The 18,576-nt window shown below is 31.1% G+C and carries 15 protein-coding genes and 1 tRNA gene; 3 read left to right on the plus strand and 13 right to left on the minus strand.

The window, feature by feature from the left end; genetic code table 11:
- Positions 1 to 81 precede the first annotated feature (81 nt).
- From RH98_RS06665 to RH98_RS06675, 3 genes are all read right to left on the minus strand, one after another.
- A complete protein-coding gene (locus RH98_RS06665) occupies positions 82 to 3,126 on the minus strand; it encodes an SbcC/MukB-like Walker B domain-containing protein (protein ID WP_010252203.1) in 3,045 nt (1,014 codons plus the stop codon).
- Between the two features lie 2 nt (positions 3,127 to 3,128).
- Complete coding sequence (locus RH98_RS06670) at positions 3,129 to 4,346, minus strand: metallophosphoesterase family protein (RefSeq protein WP_010252206.1); 1,218 nt, start codon at positions 4,344 to 4,346, stop codon at positions 3,129 to 3,131.
- 265 nt (positions 4,347 to 4,611) lie between these two features.
- Positions 4,612 to 5,316: a DsbA family oxidoreductase gene (locus RH98_RS06675; protein WP_010252209.1), complete on the minus strand. Its 705-nt coding sequence runs from the start codon at positions 5,314 to 5,316 to the stop codon at positions 4,612 to 4,614.
- A 130-nt stretch (positions 5,317 to 5,446) separates the two neighbouring features.
- Between RH98_RS06675 and RH98_RS06680 the strand changes: the two genes are divergently transcribed.
- Entirely contained in the window at positions 5,447 to 5,662 is a 216-nt protein-coding gene (locus tag RH98_RS06680) for a DUF2905 domain-containing protein (protein ID WP_010252211.1), read from the plus strand.
- Position 5,663: 1 nt separating this feature from the next.
- Here the strand turns inward: RH98_RS06680 and RH98_RS06685 are convergent, their stop codons facing one another.
- Positions 5,664 to 6,872, minus strand: coding sequence for a CynX/NimT family MFS transporter (locus tag RH98_RS06685; protein WP_010252213.1), 1,209 nt, complete (start codon positions 6,870 to 6,872; stop codon positions 5,664 to 5,666).
- An 80-nt stretch (positions 6,873 to 6,952) separates the two neighbouring features.
- Here RH98_RS06685 and RH98_RS06690 point away from each other — a divergent pair, with 80 nt between their 5' ends.
- Positions 6,953 to 7,738: an AraC family transcriptional regulator gene (locus RH98_RS06690; RefSeq protein ID WP_010252216.1), complete on the plus strand. Its 786-nt coding sequence runs from the start codon at positions 6,953 to 6,955 to the stop codon at positions 7,736 to 7,738.
- Between the two features lie 86 nt (positions 7,739 to 7,824).
- Here the strand turns inward: RH98_RS06690 and RH98_RS06695 are convergent, their stop codons facing one another.
- From RH98_RS06695 to RH98_RS06720, 6 genes are all read right to left on the minus strand, one after another.
- Positions 7,825 to 9,861 (minus strand): dipeptidyl-peptidase 3 family protein, encoded by a 2,037-nt coding sequence (locus tag RH98_RS06695; protein WP_010252218.1) that lies wholly within the window; start codon positions 9,859 to 9,861, stop codon positions 7,825 to 7,827.
- Between the two features lie 99 nt (positions 9,862 to 9,960).
- Positions 9,961 to 10,524 (minus strand): DUF1572 family protein, encoded by a 564-nt coding sequence (locus RH98_RS06700; RefSeq protein WP_010252220.1) that lies wholly within the window; start codon positions 10,522 to 10,524, stop codon positions 9,961 to 9,963.
- Positions 10,525 to 10,593: 69 nt separating this feature from the next.
- Complete coding sequence (locus RH98_RS06705; RefSeq protein ID WP_010252222.1) at positions 10,594 to 11,343, minus strand: NYN domain-containing protein; 750 nt, start codon at positions 11,341 to 11,343, stop codon at positions 10,594 to 10,596.
- 88 nt (positions 11,344 to 11,431) lie between these two features.
- On the minus strand, positions 11,432 to 11,881 hold the full coding sequence (locus RH98_RS06710; RefSeq protein WP_010252224.1) for a MoaF-related domain-containing protein: 450 nt from the start codon (positions 11,879 to 11,881) through the stop codon (positions 11,432 to 11,434).
- Between the two features lie 56 nt (positions 11,882 to 11,937).
- The gene (locus RH98_RS06715) at positions 11,938 to 12,525 is read right to left on the minus strand and encodes a Crp/Fnr family transcriptional regulator (protein ID WP_010252226.1); all 588 of its coding nucleotides are present in this window, start codon (positions 12,523 to 12,525) and stop codon (positions 11,938 to 11,940) included.
- 9 nt (positions 12,526 to 12,534) lie between these two features.
- Positions 12,535 to 13,113, minus strand: coding sequence for an LOG family protein (locus RH98_RS06720; RefSeq protein ID WP_010252228.1), 579 nt, complete (start codon positions 13,111 to 13,113; stop codon positions 12,535 to 12,537).
- A gap of 175 nt (positions 13,114 to 13,288) precedes the next feature.
- Between RH98_RS06720 and RH98_RS06725 the strand changes: the two genes are divergently transcribed.
- Complete coding sequence (locus RH98_RS06725; protein WP_010252230.1) at positions 13,289 to 15,688, plus strand: TonB-dependent receptor; 2,400 nt, start codon at positions 13,289 to 13,291, stop codon at positions 15,686 to 15,688.
- A gap of 110 nt (positions 15,689 to 15,798) precedes the next feature.
- On the opposite strand, the gene RH98_RS06730 is transcribed toward RH98_RS06725, so the two are convergent.
- The 3 genes from RH98_RS06730 to RH98_RS06740 all read right to left on the minus strand — a co-directional run bounded on the left by RH98_RS06730 (position 15,799) and on the right by RH98_RS06740 (position 18,557).
- Positions 15,799 to 16,740, minus strand: a complete 942-nt coding sequence (locus RH98_RS06730; protein WP_010252233.1) for an alpha/beta hydrolase — start codon at positions 16,738 to 16,740, stop codon at positions 15,799 to 15,801.
- A 119-nt stretch (positions 16,741 to 16,859) separates the two neighbouring features.
- Positions 16,860 to 18,350: a cardiolipin synthase gene (cls, locus tag RH98_RS06735; protein ID WP_304611173.1), complete on the minus strand. Its 1,491-nt coding sequence runs from the start codon at positions 18,348 to 18,350 to the stop codon at positions 16,860 to 16,862.
- Between the two features lie 133 nt (positions 18,351 to 18,483).
- Positions 18,484 to 18,557 (minus strand) — tRNA-Thr (locus tag RH98_RS06740).
- Positions 18,558 to 18,576 lie beyond the last annotated feature (19 nt).

The raw sequence follows: 18,576 nt of genomic DNA on the forward strand, positions 1-18,576 counted from the left end.
ATCGTATTTTATAAGTTGATCTTGATGATTTCAATATAATTGATCGTGACAATAGCTATCCTATTCAAAATAGTATGTTGCTTATATGTTGACTTCAATTAAACTTCCCCTCTCTTCATCTTTGTGAATAGAAAGAGACATTGGAATACGCTCTTGAAGTTCATCGACATGTGATATTATACCTACAATGCGATTCTCTTTATGGAGGTTACTCAATGTTTCAAAAACAATATTTACGGCATCAGCATCTTGCGTTCCAAAACCTTCATCAATAAAAAAGAAATTCTTATTAGACTTAGATAAACTTTGCACACTTTCTGCCAATGCTAAAGCTAATGACAAAGAAACTTGAAAACTTTGTCCTCCAGAAAGAGTTTTTACACTTCTTGCTTTTCCATTATTTAAGTAGTCAATAATTTCAAAATCATTATTATCATTTAATTGCAAACTCAATTGATTATTTGTTAAGCGATGAAAACGATGATTAGCCATATCACATAAGTTTCGCAAATAGATAGTAGATACATAATTAACAAACCCTGCACCACTAAACATATTCATTAATACACCAAGATTTGTAACTCTCTTTTCTACTTTTTCTAACTCTTTTTCCAAAGCCTGTTTTGTCGCATAATCTTTTTCAAGACGTTCTATTTCTCCTGCTAATCTTGCCACTAATTCAGAGATTTCTTTAACTTGCTTCTCTAATTCAAGTACTATAACTTCTTGCTTTGCAAATTGATCTGTATCAAAAGATACTTTATCTAGTTTCTTTTCTAGTGTTTCAACTTGATTGCGGACAACTTCTAATTGGACTTCGAAAGCTTGAATTTCACTGTTTAACTCTGAAACATTTATATTTTTTGATAATATAGCGCGAACCTCATCTAAAGATGATAATTGAAACTGCTGTATTAGACCATCGATATCCAATGATATGCGTTCCAATAGTGCTTTTAACTCTATAATAGTTTCTTGCAATGTCTTTTGCTCAGCTTGTAAAGCCGCTAAAGCTGGTGACAACTTTTGGTATTCAGTAGATAAATCTTTAAAACGTTTCTCTATATAAGCTATATTTTCATCTCTATGCTTTATCTGCTGAACCAATGAATCTACATCTAAGTTGACATAAGTTTCAATTTGCAAACGTATTATTTGTGCACTTTTAGATAATATCTCACTTTCTAATTTTGTTTTTTCTAGTTCAATACTACTTAATTTATTCTTAGCTAATTCAAGATTGTTTCTATTTTTCTCAACAGATTTAGTTAATATAGAAAACTCTTTTTCTAGAAACTCGATATGCTGAGCAATAGATTCCGCCATTTTCTTAAGCTTCTCAAATTGTTTATAATTGCCTTTCTCAATTATATTCCAAACAAATTGCTGCTGATGTTGCTCTACTTGTATTTGAATAGTTTGTTCTTTTTCTTGTTCTTCTTTAAGCTGTGTAAAAAGTAAATGACGTTTATCAAATAACGCTGCTGCTTTGCGTTCGTATTGTATCAAGCGAGCCTGCTTATCTTTTACTTTTTCTAGTAATAACTCATTGGTTTTAATAGCTGTGGAAACATCATTACCTTGCAATAAATGAGGGTGATCTATTGCACCACACAATGGGCAAGGTTGACCTTGATGCAAATCATTTGCATATTGTGTCAACTGCTGAGATACATTTAAATGACGTAATGCTGTCTCTATTGCAGACTGTTCCTTATCAAATTTTAGTCTAAAGTTTTCAATTTCTCTTTCCCATTGAGTTATGTCCTTTAACTTTAACTGCTTAATTTCATCGTCAATTACTCCAATATCACCTTTTATAAGCTTAATGCGATTTACTATTTCTTCTATTCCTTTTTGAAAAAAATTATAATGATTAAACCATTCTCCTATAGCCATTATTAAATTAGAATCTATGCGACTACTCTTTGCTTTTTCTAATTCTTGTTCTTTATGTAAGAGATGTTCTTTGCTATCAATTAATGCTTTTTCAGCATGTACTACAAAATCATTCCCTTTTTGGTATTGTTCATTTAAGACTTCTCTCTTCTCAGTAGCACCTTTAATCGCCTTTATTAAATCTAATTCATAACGTTCTGCTTTGAGATGTTCAAGTCCCGCATAATGCTCTTCTGCAACTTTTAATTCCTTAGCTGTTTTTTCAAATTGTTCTTTAAGAATAACAACATCATTATTTATCTTGTTAAACTGTTCTTCTTTTTGAATACGTTTTTTATGTGTTGTCTCTTGCTCATTTAATAAAGATGTAAAAGCTTTATCTATCTGTTGATACTGCTCTATTTCCTTCTTCTGTTTTTGTATCTGAGGTATTTTCTCTTGAAGCTGAAGGAGTTCTGCCTTTTTTACAACAAGAAGTTCAAAATCATCCTTCACCACCTTTTGCTGTTGGTAGGCTTCATTTTCCTTTTTGAATTCCGAAGAAAGGGTAGCTAACTTTTCCTTATGCTTTTGATGCCCTTCTTTCTTTAGGCCAATCTCCTCTTTAGACACCTGTGCATAACTCTTTAATTGTCCTTGCAACAGATTCAAACTCTCTTTATCCTTGCCATAGATTGCTTTCGTCTTATTAGCTAAATCAAAACGATCTAATCCAAAGATATCTTGCATCATTCTGGTGCGTTCAGCACCTTTCAGCTCTATAAACTCTTTAAACTTTCCTTGCGGAATAATAATAGTACGTTTAAAGTTTTCATAGCTTAATCCTACTATTTCTTCAATATTTAATTCTGGCAACGGGATCCATTCTTCCTCTTTCCATTCATATAGAATAGCATCACCGCGCTTAACATCTTCAAATTTCTTTGAGTTCCTTTTAAACTCGCGATATATTCTATATTTCTTATCTTGAAAATTATAGAATTCAAAATCAATCGTAGAACGATTAGATTTTAAATTCATCATATTATATGCTCTATTATCACGAGCATTTAATCGTTCGCTTTCGCCATATAATCCAAAAGAAATAGCTTCTAAAATAGAAGACTTTCCTGAACCTACTTTTCCAAAAATTCCAAATAGACCAGCTTCAATTAGACTTGTAAAATCAATTGTCTGTTTTTCTTGATAGGAGTATAACCCATCGATAGTTAATTTAATTGGAATCATCTTTAATTCATTATTTCTTTAAACAAATCCATAATATCATCATTTGGCTCCTGTCCATTGTAGCGCTGTTTAAAATAATCTTTAAACAAATCCTTCATATCTTGTTCCAGATTAACTTGATTAGCTTCTACCCCACCTTCATTATTACTTAAAGTAATTTGCGGTATAATTGTTATAATGCCATCATGTGAAGCATATAACCTCTTAATATCATCTGCTTTTAGAAATGTATCACTTATCAAAGTTAATTCTACCAAGTGATAAGGGTTGTCTTGTAGCCATTCAATCGCTTTGTCAACATCATCAAATTTTTTGCGAGATAATGTACGCCCTTTAGTCAAGGGAATCTTTTCATACGTAATTGCTTTCTTTGGATTTGCATCTAAAAGCATTACATATTTTTCTTGACCAGCTTCAGCAAAACTATAGCTTAACGGGCTACCAGAATAAACCACCGGTCTATCCTCTTCACCAATTTGATGTGAGCGGTGCAAATGTCCTAATGCTGTATACTGAACTACTCCAGGTATAATGTCGCTATAAATTAAATCTGCATTTCCTATTTTAAGAGGTTTTTCTCCATCAGGTTCTTCTAAGATTTCACCATTTCTATTCATCATATATAGGTGAGATATCAATAGATTTATCCCTTTTTCATCACAATACTTATCAGCTATTTCTTGCCAAAAATCTTTTAAAACTTGATTGAGAGCACTGTTCTTATCTTCATCATTCAATGCTTTACGAAGTCGAACTTCATTAGCATAGGGAGTATGAATAATGCGAATAGGATGTTTATACTTCTCTAATTTAATTTCAATAAATCCTTTATCAGTATTTATTATCTCAAAATGATTATCTATTTTGATTGGAGCAACCTCAGCATTTGGCAATCCTACGAAAATAATTCCACACTCTCTAGCCAATGGATCAGGTGCGTCAATGCGTTCTGGGCTGTCGTGATTACCAGCGATAGCAATTACTGGACGTTCTCCATTATTAGCTAATCGCTTTAACGTTTTATAAAACAATTCTACTGCATCAATTGGAGGATTAAATGTGTCAAATAAATCTCCAGCTAATAAAACTAGGTCAACATTTTCTCTCTCAGCGATTTCACATATTTCGTTTAAGACCTCTTTTTGTTCTTCTATACGACTAAAGTTGTCTAAGCGTTTTCCTAAGTGCCAATCTGCAGTATGTAATATTTTCAATGCCATTCGTCAAGCGTTTTGTAATCTGTAACAAAGATACAATAAACCGTTTGTTCCCCTAGATTCTTTAAGCTATAGATTACCTCTACACTTTTAACTATTACCTAATATATTAGGACTCTTAGAGATAGCTGACATATAAAATTTGATATTTATACTGTCGATTTTTAGTCAGACAATAACCTTAATTATTGAAATGTATAATGACGATATACAAAAAAGAGGATAGTATATTCATACTATCCTCTCTATAGGTTTTATTAATATTTTTTTATATCTCACAACCATCTGTTCCACAACTACCTGCTTCTTTATCCCCCTTCATTTCAAATTTAGGTTGACTTTCTTGATAGGCTTGTGTAAGTGCTTCTGTAAAAGCTTCTACTGGCTGAGCACCAGAAATACCGTATTTTCTATCTAATACAAAGAATGGTACTCCTGAGATACCTAAGGTTTGTGCTTCTTGAATATCACTTTTAACCTCATCTGTTTGCGCTTCTGATTGTAAAAATGCTTTTACTTCCTCTTTATTCAATCCTACACTCTCACCTATTTCACTTAAAACTTCAATATCTCCGATATTCTTTCCATCAGTAAAATGTGCTAAAAAAAGAGCTTCTTCTATTTCATTTCCTTTACCAGCTAACTGTGCAAAATGAATTAATCGATGCGCTCTAAAAGTATTAACAGGGATAGAAATATCTTGATTAAATGCAATTCCTACGGCTTCGCCTGCTTGCTCTAAGTGCTTAAACATTCCTTCTATTTGCTCTTCTGGCATTCCTTTTCGGTTGACTAAATACTCTTTTGTAGTAATAGAAGCTCCATCTGCAGGCAAAGTAGGGTCAAGTTGAAAACTCTTCCACTCTACTTCTATCTTATCTTTAAAAGGTAATTGTTCTAATGCATTCTCAAAATGTTTTTTACCAACAAAACAAAAAGGACACATTACATCTGACCATATTTCAACTTTCATATTCTTTTATTTTTATTAATAATTGCCTTTGTTAAAAAGCTTCTTAATCAAATATAAGACTAATAGAAAAGAAATCCTTATTATTTAATACAGTCTTCACACTTCAAAAAATTATTAACTTTACAGAACTATGGGAAAAACAATTATCTATATAGGGATTATCGTAATACTAGTAGGATTATTAATCCAGTTTACCTCTTTTAACCTTAATTGGTTTGGCAAACTGCCTGGAGATATTCGTATAGAACGCCCAGGCTTTTCTTTTTTTATGCCAATTACATCAATGATTATTGTGTCTATTGTTGTAAGTGGATTGATATGGATATATAATCGTTTTTTCTCATAAACTACTTCACCCACGTATCCTTACCTGCAATAATACCTGACACTACCAATGTTAATGACATTACAACTAAGAAACCTAAAGAAGTAGTCCACGATTGCGACATATCATATAGCCCACCAAATAATGGAGGACCAACGGCAGCAATCATATAACCAAAAGATTGTGCCATTCCAGAAAGATCAGCTGCTACTACAGCATTCTTTGTTCTTAAAACAAAAAATAACATTGATAAACTAAATGCTAGTCCACTAGCCGCACCAATCAACACACACCATAGTACTAAATATTCTGTTTTAAACACCATTACACCTACAATACCAACTGTAAATAGTATCCCCGATAATGCTGCTAAAAACTTCTGATTATTCATTTTACTAGCAATAATAGCACCTATAAAAGTCATAGGCAACTGAGCAAATTGTACATAAGATAATATCCATCCAGATTCTATCTCAGATACTCCCCATGTTTGTACAATTTTTGGTAACCACGCAGCTAAACAGTAAAACAGTAAAGACTGTACGCCCATAAAAACAGTAACTGCCCAGGCTAATCCAGATTTATACAAATTAACTTTATTCTCATCTATTGCAAAATCACCTTTGACGGTATCAATTCTTTTTTTCTTTACTTGAGGAATCCAAATTACAATAGTAGTAATACTCAATACTACCCAAATTCCAATAGAACCTCTCCATCCAAGATCAGTAATATGACCTAAACTAATACTAAATCCTGCTGCTAAAGCTGCAGTAAGGTTCATCGCTACTGAATAGATTCCCATCATAGTTCCTACTTTATTTGGGAAGTTATTCTTGATATATGCAGGCATTAAAACATTCCCAACAGTAATTGCTGTTCCTACTAAAGCCGCTCCTATAAATAAACTAGCAATACTGCCTAATGGTCTTATCACTAACCCTACTGTCAAAATAATTAAAGAAATTAATAAGATAATTTCCATTCCGTATTTACGTGAAAAACGAGGAACAATACCAGATAAAAAGGCAAATGCCATTAATGGAATTGTAGTGATTAAACCTGCTGTCGTATTTGACAGTTCTAATGATTTAGTAATTTCAGCGATTACAGGCCCTACTGATGTTAATGGAGCTCTAAGATTAGATGCTACAAATATAATTCCCAAGAACATCAAGAGTTTTTTTAGCTTAGATACTTGTTCAATATTCTCCATTTCTTGACTTTTCATATTATTGTTTGTTATTAAGGCACAAAGATAAATTGTATTTTTTAATTAAATTTGCCATAAATCAATCATAAAGCGACAATATGCAACCTTTAGAACTAGTCAATAGTATTAAGAAGAAAGCTTTTGTATTTCATGATAAATCCTGGAAACATGAAGATGAGTATCATTATCATTACAAGGCACAATTAATGTATGTAGAGAGTGGCTATCAGTACTTGCATACTGAAAACAACCATTTTCTATTACCACAAAATCATATTGCATGGATTCCGTCTAATATGCCTCATAAGACGAATACCTCATCAGAACTTATTTCTCTGCGTACTTTATATTTTGATATAGAGTCCACTGATCCTTACTATAAAGAGTTACATATCTTTTCAGCGCCAGAAGTATTAAAACAGATGATATTATATTCTGAAAAATGGTCGTTAGTAGAAGCATACAATCCTAGTGAAGCGATATTTTTAGATGCAATATTGTCAGAATTACCCTCTTTTACTCAAAATGCTATACCTATTAAAATCCCTATTCCTACACATCCTAAACTGTTACAAATCACTAAATACATTGATAATCATTACAATAATTCTATCGTAATTAGTGAGGTAGCTAAAGATCACTTATTAAGTACCCGCACATTAGAACGATTATTTAAAAAAGAGACAGGGATCACCCTTGCTAAATACTTACAAATGGTAAAGATTATTAAATCAATAGAGCTCTTGAGTGAAGGGAACTTAACTGTAAATGAAGTAGCTTATCAAGTAGGATATAACAGCGTGCAATCGTATAGTAACGTATTTATGAAACTAATAGGTAAACGTCCCAGTGAATTTTTAAAAGTTGATAACCTTTTAAAATAACCTTACTACAAAAAGAAAACAAAGTAATAAAAAAAGAAGCCAACCTAAAAGGTTGGCTTCTTTATATCTATTCTCTCAATTGATGATTAATTTTCTTCAGGTAAGAAACTATATTCTTTAGCATAGTATAACATTTGTTCTTCAAATGTTTTAGGTTGTTTAATTTCGAAATCAGTAATTTCTCCTTTATCATCTGTGATTGGCACAATATATGGGTTTACAAAACCTCTATATGGTGCAGAATCAAATTTAGAATTACGCTCTAAAACTTCTTTGTGTATAGCTTGATCTACTTTCACTCCATAAGTTTCCACTAATGCTTTTGCAGCTTCAAAATCACCTTCTGATTTAATGCGTTGAGTTTCTTTAAGTAATTGCCCAAATAGATCATGTAACTTATCATAGTCAGTAATATTAAAATATGTTTTACCATCACGCACTACTTTTTCTATTACGTTATCTTTTTTACCTTTTTCAAATACCCAAGCACTTACCCATTGGCGGTTTCTCATGTGAGCTTCTTCAATATCAGTTCCAGGCTCTAAACGCACAAGTTGCATCATCAAACCATTTCTGATATATCCGTCATAGGCAGCTTTACCAACAGCTTTCCAATCATCTACAAGTCCTAATTCTTGCAATTTTGGATTATATAGATAAAATAAACCTACTAAGTCTGCACGTCCTTCTTCTAAAGTAGAGGCATAACTTTTTAAAGTAACTTGTGGTTGTCCTACTCCTTTATTTATTTGTCCAGAAGCATGTCCAATAACTTCATGTAAAGCAGTGTGCAATTTATCAGCAAGCTCTCCATATTTTTCCTCTAATTGAAACTCTTCTTCATCGTGAACGAATTCTTTTAGACGATCTGATCCACTAGCATGATTATAAGAATCGATTATATTTCCTAATGAAATTGACTTAGAACCGTGTTCTGCTCTAATCCAATCAGCATTTGGCAAGTTTACCCCAATTGGAGTACTCGGAGAAGCATCACCTGCTTCTGAAGCAACAATAACCGTTTTATAAGTAACTCCTGTTACGTTTTTCTTTTTGTGTTCTTCCATTAATGGAGAATTATCTTCAAACCATTGTGCTTCTTTAGATAATACCTCCATCTTCTTAGACATATCAAAATCTTTTATCTGTACAACGCTTTCAAAAGAACCTTTATGTCCTAATGGATCGTTATATACTTCGATAAATCCATTGTTATAATCAATGTTCCCTTCAGTTGCTTCAACCCAAGCAACATTATAATCATCCCATGATTTTAAATCACCAGTTTGGTAAAACTTAATTAGCAGTTGGATTGCATCTGCTTGCTTTTGATTTTCAGCTACAGTTTTGGCTTTCTCTAACCAAAATATAATTTGATCAATTGCAGCACCATACATCCCTCCACTTTTCCAAACTTTCTCAACAAGTTTTCCATTCTCTTTTACAAGTTTAGAATTTAATCCAATTGATAATGGACGATGTGGATCAGGACTAGTCATATTAGCATAAAAATCTTCTGCTTCTTTTGCTGTAACTCCATCTCCATAAAAGTTAACTGCCGAGCCAATTACTAAATCCTTAGAAGCATCTAGGTTAACTTTTTTATTATCTACATCATTAAATAAAATGTCTGCTACATTAGCAGCTAATGTAGTATTTGTTTCTTTTAGTAAAGTATCAAAGTAAGCTTTAGAGAAAGCTGGTTTAATTTTATCATTTGAATAATGATGATGAATACCATTTGAGAACCATACTCTTTTTAAATAAACAACAAAGTCTTGCCACTCTTGTGATTCTTTATCTCCTTGATAGTTTACATAAATATTCTCAAGTGCTTTACGTATTTTTAGATTGTGTTTGTAGTTTTGATCCCACATTATATCACGTCCTACATAACCTGCTTGACTTAAATAATAAACTAATTTTTTCTCCTTTAAAGTCAAGTCATTCCATCCAGGAATTTGATATCTTAATACTTCAATGTCTCCAAATTTGTCAACACTGAATTCAAAGTTTTCTACTTCAGTCACTGTTTTGTCTGTTGTTTTGTTGTCTTTGTCCTTTCCACAAGAAAGAAACATTGCGGAAGCTAATGTTATACAAGCAATTGTGTTTAATCTCATAATAATTTAGTTAATCGTACAAGAACAAATATATTAAATTTATATACGATTTAACTACTGTTTAATCCTCCAAAAATTATTAAGTATAAAAATTAAGTTCTATTTGTTTAAATAATTATCGGTAAAATGAGATTCTGAATTAGGATTATTGAATTTACCCAAATTATATTCACTTGATTGATTCTTTGGTATAGACAGTGATTTCCAATCTTTATCCTTAATCATTTTACCAATAAATACAATCTGTCCAATGTGATAAGGATAATGTGCTAGTTGTCTATAAAGAGCTTCAGCCACAGTATGATCTTGATTTCTTATTTTTACGACGCTATCTATATTAGTTTCATCAATACTATCAATAGCAGTAAATAAAACATTCCATGCTATATCCCAATTTGAGATTAGTTCATGTCTATCATAGTGCTTGTATTCAAATTCATCATCTCTTTTTCTCCACTCTTTCTCACCATCAGTTGTAAAAAAATCAATAAACCTCGATAGAAGATTACCTGTTATGTGTCGCATAATAACTGCTATAGAATTGCTCTCCTCATTTACTCTGGAATTTAATTCATCCTGAGATAAAAGTAATATCGTCTTATCTGCTAGCATTCGATAATATTCAAATTGCTTGCGAATGCCTTTTAATTCAATTATTGTCATAGTATTTGTCTATACACATTTGAAAAAATATAAAAGGACGTTTTATTTCTAAAAGTCCTTTTATCCTTATTATTTCTTTTTTACTAATGGGTGATTTAATCCTTTTACGTTATTATTAATTACCTCATAAGTTTTTAAGTTTTTAAACAACTCTGTCAGATTTCTAAACCCATAATCACGGGCATCAAAACTAGGATTTAACTTACGTAAGTTTTGTCCTACCGTAGCAATATAAGCTTCTACTTCTTCATCCACTGACATATCAAAAGCTCTATCGATTAATTTATACTCTTTTTTAGTTAGAGTTTTATCATCATCATCATCTACACCTTTTGATTTGCGACTTGTCCCGTTTATTTCTTTATCCTTTTCTAAATCCTTAGGCATCAAAGTTTCACAATAAGTAAAGATTTCACAAGATTGTACGAATGCATTAGGTGTCTTTTTCTCTCCAACTCCCATTACGAAAATACCCTCTTCTCTAATTCGCTTTGCTAAACCAGTATAATCACTATCACTCGAAACTATACAAAAACCATCCACTGACTTATTATGCAAGATGTCCATCGCATCAATAATTAAAGAACTATCAGTTGAATTTTTACCAGTAGTATAACTAAACTTTTGTATTGGGGTAAATGACAAATCATTTAATAATTCTTTCCAACTATTCATTTGTGGAGTTGTCCAATCACCATAAATTCTACGTATAGTAACTTTACCATATTTAGAGACTTCTTCTAATATTTTTTCAAGTAATTTCGCCTGAGCATTATCGCCATCGACAAGAATTGCTATATTATTATTTTGTTTTTCCATTATATCGTGTTTACAAGACTCTAAAATACGAAAAAATCTCGCCTAAGCGAGATTCTTATATTATAATAAATACTTAAAAACACCTTAATTAATCAACATATTTAAATGTACCTGTTACAAAACTACTAGCACGTTGACCATTTTCATCATTATAAGACCAAAAAGCAGTTACTTCACCAGTTTTAGTATTAATAACTTGATTGACAGTAAATCCATCTTGTTCTATCCAGTTCAAAAAATATAGTTCATCACTTAATCGTTTGTAACTTAGCTTTTCATCCCCTTCATTTATTTTACCATCTTTTCCTACCGTACTCCAATGTAAAGAAGTTTCACTTGTATATTCAATAGTTGCTTTCATTTCAGGGAATTGTATCTCCCCCTTACGACCTATTAATAAATACTTTGTTTCTGCTTCTTTAGCAACAGAATCACTTTTCACTTCTGTTAATGAAGTTTCCTCTTTCGTTTGTTTAGTTTGACAACTTACTAACGTTATTCCTAACATTAAAGTTAATAGTAATAATACTTTTTTCATCTTTCTGATTTTTATACAAAAGTATAATCTCATCAACTATAAAAAATTGAACTACTTCAAGAAATACTATTCTTTTTACTGCGAATCTTACTTAAAAATTCTTGTGATATTCCTAAATAAGCAGCAATCTGTATATTAGAAAGTCGCTTTATTAATTCAGGATAACGACTACAAAAGTCTTCATATTCGGCTGTAGCGTTCATTGAAAGCTTATTTACAATACGCCTTTGCAGAGCAATACACTCCTGTTGCGTCATGCGTCTATATATTCTTTCTAATTCAGGAATTTTATCATATAAAGCTTCTTTATCTGATTTTGAAATTATCAATATCTCACTATCTTCCAAAGCTTGGATATACAACTTTGAAGGTTTGTTATAATTATAGCTTTCTAAATCTGCTAACCACCAATCTTCAATAGAGAAATGAACAATATGTTCTTGTCCTTTTTCATCAAGACAATATACTTTAAAACAACCTTGCACCACGAAAGCTTCAAATTGACAAATCTCTCCGGGAGTCAATATATATTCCCTCTTTGAAACTAATTTTGTTTTAAAAGTAGTATTGATAATTTCTTTTGAATTATCATCTAATACCACTCCCTTTTGTTCAAAATTCTCAATTATACAAGCTCTTTTCATCTTACTATTTTACAGTTCTTTTTTATCTAACCACTTCCCTACTTTAGGTGCTTCATAGTTTGACATCTTAACAAACAATTCATTGACATTATCAGCGACAACAATCATATCGCGATTCTCTGACTTCAGAAAACCACTCATAACCATTTCATCTATCATTTTTAAAAGAGGATTATAAAAACCTTCTACATTTAAAAGAGCAACAGGCTTCTTATGCAATCCTAATTGTGCCCATGTCAACATTTCAAAGAATTCTTCTAATGTCCCATAACCACCTGGCAGTGCTATAATACCGTCTGATAATTCACCCATTTTAGCTTTTCTCTCATGCATGGTTTTTACAATATAAAGTTCTGATAGATTGGGATGCCCTAATTCTACCTCTTGCAAAAAAATAGGTAATACTCCTATTACTTCTCCACCATTTTCTAATGCACCATCTGCAACAGCTCCCATTAAACCAACTTTAGCTCCGCCATAAACAATCCCTATTTTTGAACTTGCCAATTCTCTTCCCAATTCATAAGCTGATGTTTTAAATGATGTTTTTGATCCAGAACTTGAACCACAAAAAACAGTATATCTCATTTTTTTTATTTTTTATTTAAAAAATCAAACAACTAACAATCAGTTACTTAATAATTAAAATACTAATTATAACATTTTTTTAATTATTAGATGTGTAACAATTTGTTCTAATCTGTGACTATTAGATAAAGGCCTAAATTAAAAAAATAAAACTAACAATAAATAAACTAACTTTATGAAACTTAAATTAAGTGCTATATTATTCTTAATTGTTTTATGTTCCTCCTTTGCACAACCAAATGGGAAAGTGACTGGAACTGTACTTGATAAGATATCTAATCAAGCTATACCTTATGCAACAATTGCAATAAAAGAAGGAGAAACAATTGTAACAGGGATAATGTCTGATGACAATGGTAAATTTGAAATTACAATTCCTCAAAAAAAATATACTCTCGAAGTACAATTCATAGGCTATACAACCTATTCTAACCCTATTGAATTAAATAGCAATTTATTAGATTTAAACAATATATATTTAGATCCAGAAGCGACAACTTTAGAAGGAGTAAATATTATTGCTGAACAATCTACAATAGAGCAAAAAATAGATAGAAAAGTAATTAATGTAGGTAAAGACCTTACGACTGTAGGGGCTACTGCGTCAGAAATAATGAATAATATTCCGTCTGTAAATGTTGACCAAGATGGGAAGATTTCATTAAGAGGAAACTCTAATGTAAGAGTTTTAATAGATGGGAGACCTACTAATATCGCTGCAGATCAACTACTCAAACAAATTCCATCTACTTCAATTAAAAAGATTGAATTAATTACAAATCCTAGTGCTAAATATAATCCAGAAGGTATGTCTGGTATTATTAATATTGTATTACATAAAAACTCAGCAGATGGATTTAATGGTTCGTTAGATACTGGATATACTTTTGCTAAAAACTTCAAGAATAACAACTCTGCAAATCTAAACTACAGAAAAGGTAAACTTAACTTCTTTGGTACAGGAAGTACAAGTTATGGAAAATATAGTAATGAAGGTGATGTACATAGACATGATCAACAATCGACACAAGCGTTTGATATTAAATCTAAAGCAAACAACTATTTATATAAACTAGGCTTAGATTACTATATCAATGACAATAACACACTTTCATTTTATACTAATCAAAATATTGGTTTAATGGACTCAGATTTAGAGGCTAAAGTTAATTACCCTTTAGGTCAATTTGACAACATTTTACAAAATAGTATCTATGATGCTAAGAACCGAAATAGCACGTATAATCTAGCTTATAAACATTTGTTTAATGATAGCGGACATAATTTAGATATAGAAGTTAATTACAATGATAACAAATCTACGACAGACGGTAATTATAACACAATAACTGGAACTAAACCATTAGAAATATATAAGGATTTTACTGAATCAACAGGTTCTTTAACGACAGTAAACGTGGATTATGTTAATCCATTGAATGAAAAGACAAAATTAGAAATTGGAGCTGAAGCACGTATTTCAAGAACCGAAAATTACTCTGATTCTAAAAACCCTTTACTTCCAGTCAACCAAAGGCTTACTAATTATGATTATGATACTGATATTTTTTCTGCTTATGTAACATTTGGACAAAAGTTCGACAAGTTTAGTTACCAATTAGGTACAAGACTAGAAAGCTATAAGGTTGAATCAAAACTAAATGGTAAAAAGGACTTTAGCGATGATTACGTAACATTATACCCTTCTGTTTTCTTAGGATATGATATTACTGAGAAAGATATGCTACAATTTAGTTATAGCCGTCGCGTAGATAGACCTGGTATATGGCAAACAAGACCAATAAGACAGTTCTCTACACCTACAGCTACTCAAATGGGAAATCCTAATCTGAAACCACAGTTTACAAATTCAGTAGAATTAAATTATACTAGAGTTTTTGATAAAGGAAGTAGCATTACTGGAGGTGTTTATTACCGTAACATCAATAAAGAGATTAATCAAATAACTAAAAATGATCCTAATAGTGAAAACCCAAATGCTATCTTAATCACTTATGAGAATTTTGATTCAAACAATGCTTATGGATTTGAGCTATCTGCTAATTTAAAGCTAACACCTTGGTGGGATCTTCAACCAGCTATTGATTTTTCAAGTATTCAAGAAAAAGGAATTGTAACCTCACTAAATTATGACACAAATGAATTTACAATTCTTGATAGAAATATAACTGCTAATTCATTTAATGCAAGGTTAAGTAGCAATTTCAAAGCAACAAAAAAACTGCGTTTTAACATATTTGGATTCTATAGCTCTGCTAGTGATGATTTGATGGGGAGAACAAAAGATATGTATAAACTAGATGCTGGGGCTAGATATTCTTTCTTAGATAACAAACTTACAGCGAGTGTACGCATGAGTGATATTTTCAACAATATGAGATATAGACAAGATGCTATTTATCCATATAAACAATCTTCATATTTCACATGGGAAAGCCGTTCTGTTTATATAGGAATTAATTATGTATTTGGAGGAGGAAAGAGCCGTGCTATGCAAAGAAAATACAGAGAAGACAATACTAAACAAAGTGGTGGCTCAGGAGGACTATTCTAAGTTATTACTCTATAAATTCAATTATTACTTTATTAAAAGCTATTATCTGTAATGGATAATAGCTTTTTACTTTTATTGCCTTTATATTCTTCATCTATATACACATAGTACTATACGCTATAAATAAAATCCACAACTTTCTTTAATGCTTTATCCCTAATTTCTTTTTTAGAAAGAAATAAATCATGAAGCCCTTTATTAATGATGACTTCTTTTACATTATTACTCAACTTTTTTCCAACTCGCGTCATGTCTTTTACATTCAAAACAACATCAGACATAGCTGTAAGGGAAGTAGTTTTATTAGGATTACCCGATACATCACTATGCATTAATAAAATTGGTAAATCTCCCATATTAGGTTCTTCTTGTATAATACTTTGTACATGCAATACAGCTAGTATCCAAGCACAATAGGCCGAAAAAGGTAAAATAGGCTTTAGATCTTTATTAAACTCCCACTCTCCCTCAAAATCTTTATGTAATGACCTTCCGTAGATATCTGACAGTCCTTCAATAGAAGCAAAATCATCCTTTTGGTACTTATTTTTTGCCATCATGCCTATAAAAGGCTTTTTATAAAAAGGAATATTAAAATCTAAAAAAGGAGAATTCAATACCACTCCATCTACTTTTTTTCTATGCAAACCAAACTTAGCATAATAGGTTACTAAAAGACCACCAGTACTATGTCCTAATAAAAATAGTTGAGTATTGGGGTTTTCTTTATATATAAACTCTATAGCATAATCTAAATCAGGAAAATACTCTCTAAAAGATTTACAATAATTAGGATGTTGATGCGGCAACAAAGATCTACCACACTTGCGTAAATCAACTGCAAAGAAATTTATATTATGCTGAGTAAAATAGTCCATAATATGCGTTTGAAAAAAATAATCCGAAAAACCATGAACATATAATATTGTCTTAGTTACCTCCTGCTTATTACTTCTCGACTCAATCAATGTAGTTACTACTTTTCCTTCATAATCATTTTCAAAAGGATGTTGATGAGTTATATATTTATTAAATGTCAAATGCAAATTCATATCTTATATCGTTTTCAAAATGAATTGGAACTAACTTAATATATCAGTATTCTCAATAAACTACAACAAAAATAGCATCTAAAAACACATCAAAAAGATTGCCATAAAAAAAGAATAGATTATAACAAAGGTGAGAATAATCTAATAAAACTATTTTTAAGTCGATGCCATTTTGTTCTCTTATTCCAATGAGATAATTCTAATTTCACAGAGTCTTTACAATCATCATAAAATACTTTTCTCATTTTATCTGCAATATCTTCATCGAAAAGGATAACGTTGACTTCAAAATTCAAATCAAAACTACGATGATCTAAATTACAAGTACCTATTGAAGTAATTCCCATATCTGTCACAAAAGTTTTAGCGTGAATAAAACCTTTTTTGTACAAATAGATTTCTACTCCAAATTCTAATAATTCTTGAAAATAAGATTCCGAAGCTAACTTAACAATCAGCGAATCTGTAATTCCAGGTAATATCATCTTTACTTTCTTTCCACTTAAAGCTGCCATTTTAATTGCTAACTGTAATGACTCGTCTGGAATATAATAAGGAGTGGTTATTAATATCTCATCCTTAGCTGTATTAATCGCTTTTAATACACTATAAAGTATAGAAGGAACATCAGAGTCTGGGCCTGATGAAATCACCTGTAAAGGGATTTTACCAGTAGATTTATTATCAAACTTAGGAAAGTATTCTTTGTTAAAAGAGATAGCTTGTTTACTACAAAAATTCCAATCTGCTAAAAAGATGTATTGTAAGCCATAAGTACCAGTACCTTCAATACGTACTTGTGTATCTCTCCAAAAAAACTCATTAGATTCTTTCTTCCTATTGTCATAACGATCTGATATATTAATTCCTCCCGTATAACCGATAGTCCCATCTATCACAACAATCTTTCTGTGATTGCGATAATTCAATCTATTCGCTAATGCAAGCCAGATGATCTTATTAAACGCAAAAGCCTCTACTCCATTCGCACGTAAATTGCGTACAATATTTTTTCTTATTGAGCGAGAACCAAAATCATCATAAATAAATCGAACTTCTACCCCCTCTTTTGCTTTCTGTATTAAAATATCTTCTATTTCATGTCCTATCTCATTATTCTCAAAAATATAATATTCAATATGAATATGATGTTTAGCATTCTTTAAATCTTCTAATAATCTAGGAAAAAAGCTTTCACCATTTACTAATATTTCTACATTATTATCTACTAACAATGGTCCCTCCCCCATAAATTTATTAGAGAGCATATTAATAAACGAACGATTTTTTTCTATAATGGCATTTCCTTTTTGCTTGTAATCAAGATGCATCTCACGCATCCTATTCATCAAACGCTCATTATAATCATCGTTTACTTTTAATTTTTTAGAATACATCTTTCTTCTTCTGTAATTAATACCAAAAGAGAAATAAAAAAATATTCCAATAATAGGAACAAAGAATACAAGTAAAAGATAGGCTAAAGTTTTAGAAATGGAATCTGTATCATATATAATGCGAATAGCCACAAGAATAGCAATAATAAAATAAACTATTTCTACATAAATAAACCACTCTATATCTGGAAAAAGAAGCATACCAAAGAATATCCTTAATTATAAATTATACAGATCAATCTATAAATTTAAGAAAGAAAATGATATTAATTAATTTAAGTACTGTTTTTTTAAGAAAGAAAAAGGAATAGAAACAAAAAAAGCTTCCTTATGAGGAAGCTTTCTGAGCCGATGGAGGGACTCGAACCCACGACCTGCTGATTACAAATCAGCTGCTCTAGCCAGCTGAGCTACACCGGCAACTTAATGCCTTGCAAAA

The sequence above is a fragment of the Myroides injenensis M09-0166 genome, from assembly GCF_000246945.1.
Taxonomy (GTDB): domain Bacteria; phylum Bacteroidota; class Bacteroidia; order Flavobacteriales; family Flavobacteriaceae; genus Flavobacterium; species Flavobacterium injenense.

Bases quoted from the DNA above. Each gene is read 5' to 3' on its own strand.
- RH98_RS06665 (WP_010252203.1), bottom strand. From the start codon at position 3,126: ATGATTCCAATTAAATTAACTATCGATGGGTTATACTCCTATCAAGAA.
- RH98_RS06670 (WP_010252206.1), bottom strand. From the start codon at position 4,346: ATGGCATTGAAAATATTACATACTGCAGATTGGCACTTAGGAAAACGC.
- RH98_RS06675 (WP_010252209.1), bottom strand. From the start codon at position 5,316: ATGAAAGTTGAAATATGGTCAGATGTAATGTGTCCTTTTTGTTTTGTT.
- RH98_RS06680 (WP_010252211.1), top strand. From the start codon at position 5,447: ATGGGAAAAACAATTATCTATATAGGGATTATCGTAATACTAGTAGGA.
- RH98_RS06685 (WP_010252213.1), bottom strand. From the start codon at position 6,872: ATGAAAAGTCAAGAAATGGAGAATATTGAACAAGTATCTAAGCTAAAA.
- RH98_RS06690 (WP_010252216.1), top strand. From the start codon at position 6,953: ATGCAACCTTTAGAACTAGTCAATAGTATTAAGAAGAAAGCTTTTGTA.
- RH98_RS06695 (WP_010252218.1), bottom strand. From the start codon at position 9,861: ATGAGATTAAACACAATTGCTTGTATAACATTAGCTTCCGCAATGTTT.
- RH98_RS06700 (WP_010252220.1), bottom strand. From the start codon at position 10,524: ATGACAATAATTGAATTAAAAGGCATTCGCAAGCAATTTGAATATTAT.
- RH98_RS06705 (WP_010252222.1), bottom strand. From the start codon at position 11,343: ATGGAAAAACAAAATAATAATATAGCAATTCTTGTCGATGGCGATAAT.
- RH98_RS06710 (WP_010252224.1), bottom strand. From the start codon at position 11,881: ATGAAAAAAGTATTATTACTATTAACTTTAATGTTAGGAATAACGTTA.
- RH98_RS06715 (WP_010252226.1), bottom strand. From the start codon at position 12,525: ATGAAAAGAGCTTGTATAATTGAGAATTTTGAACAAAAGGGAGTGGTA.
- RH98_RS06720 (WP_010252228.1), bottom strand. From the start codon at position 13,113: ATGAGATATACTGTTTTTTGTGGTTCAAGTTCTGGATCAAAAACATCA.
- RH98_RS06725 (WP_010252230.1), top strand. From the start codon at position 13,289: ATGAAACTTAAATTAAGTGCTATATTATTCTTAATTGTTTTATGTTCC.
- RH98_RS06730 (WP_010252233.1), bottom strand. From the start codon at position 16,740: ATGAATTTGCATTTGACATTTAATAAATATATAACTCATCAACATCCT.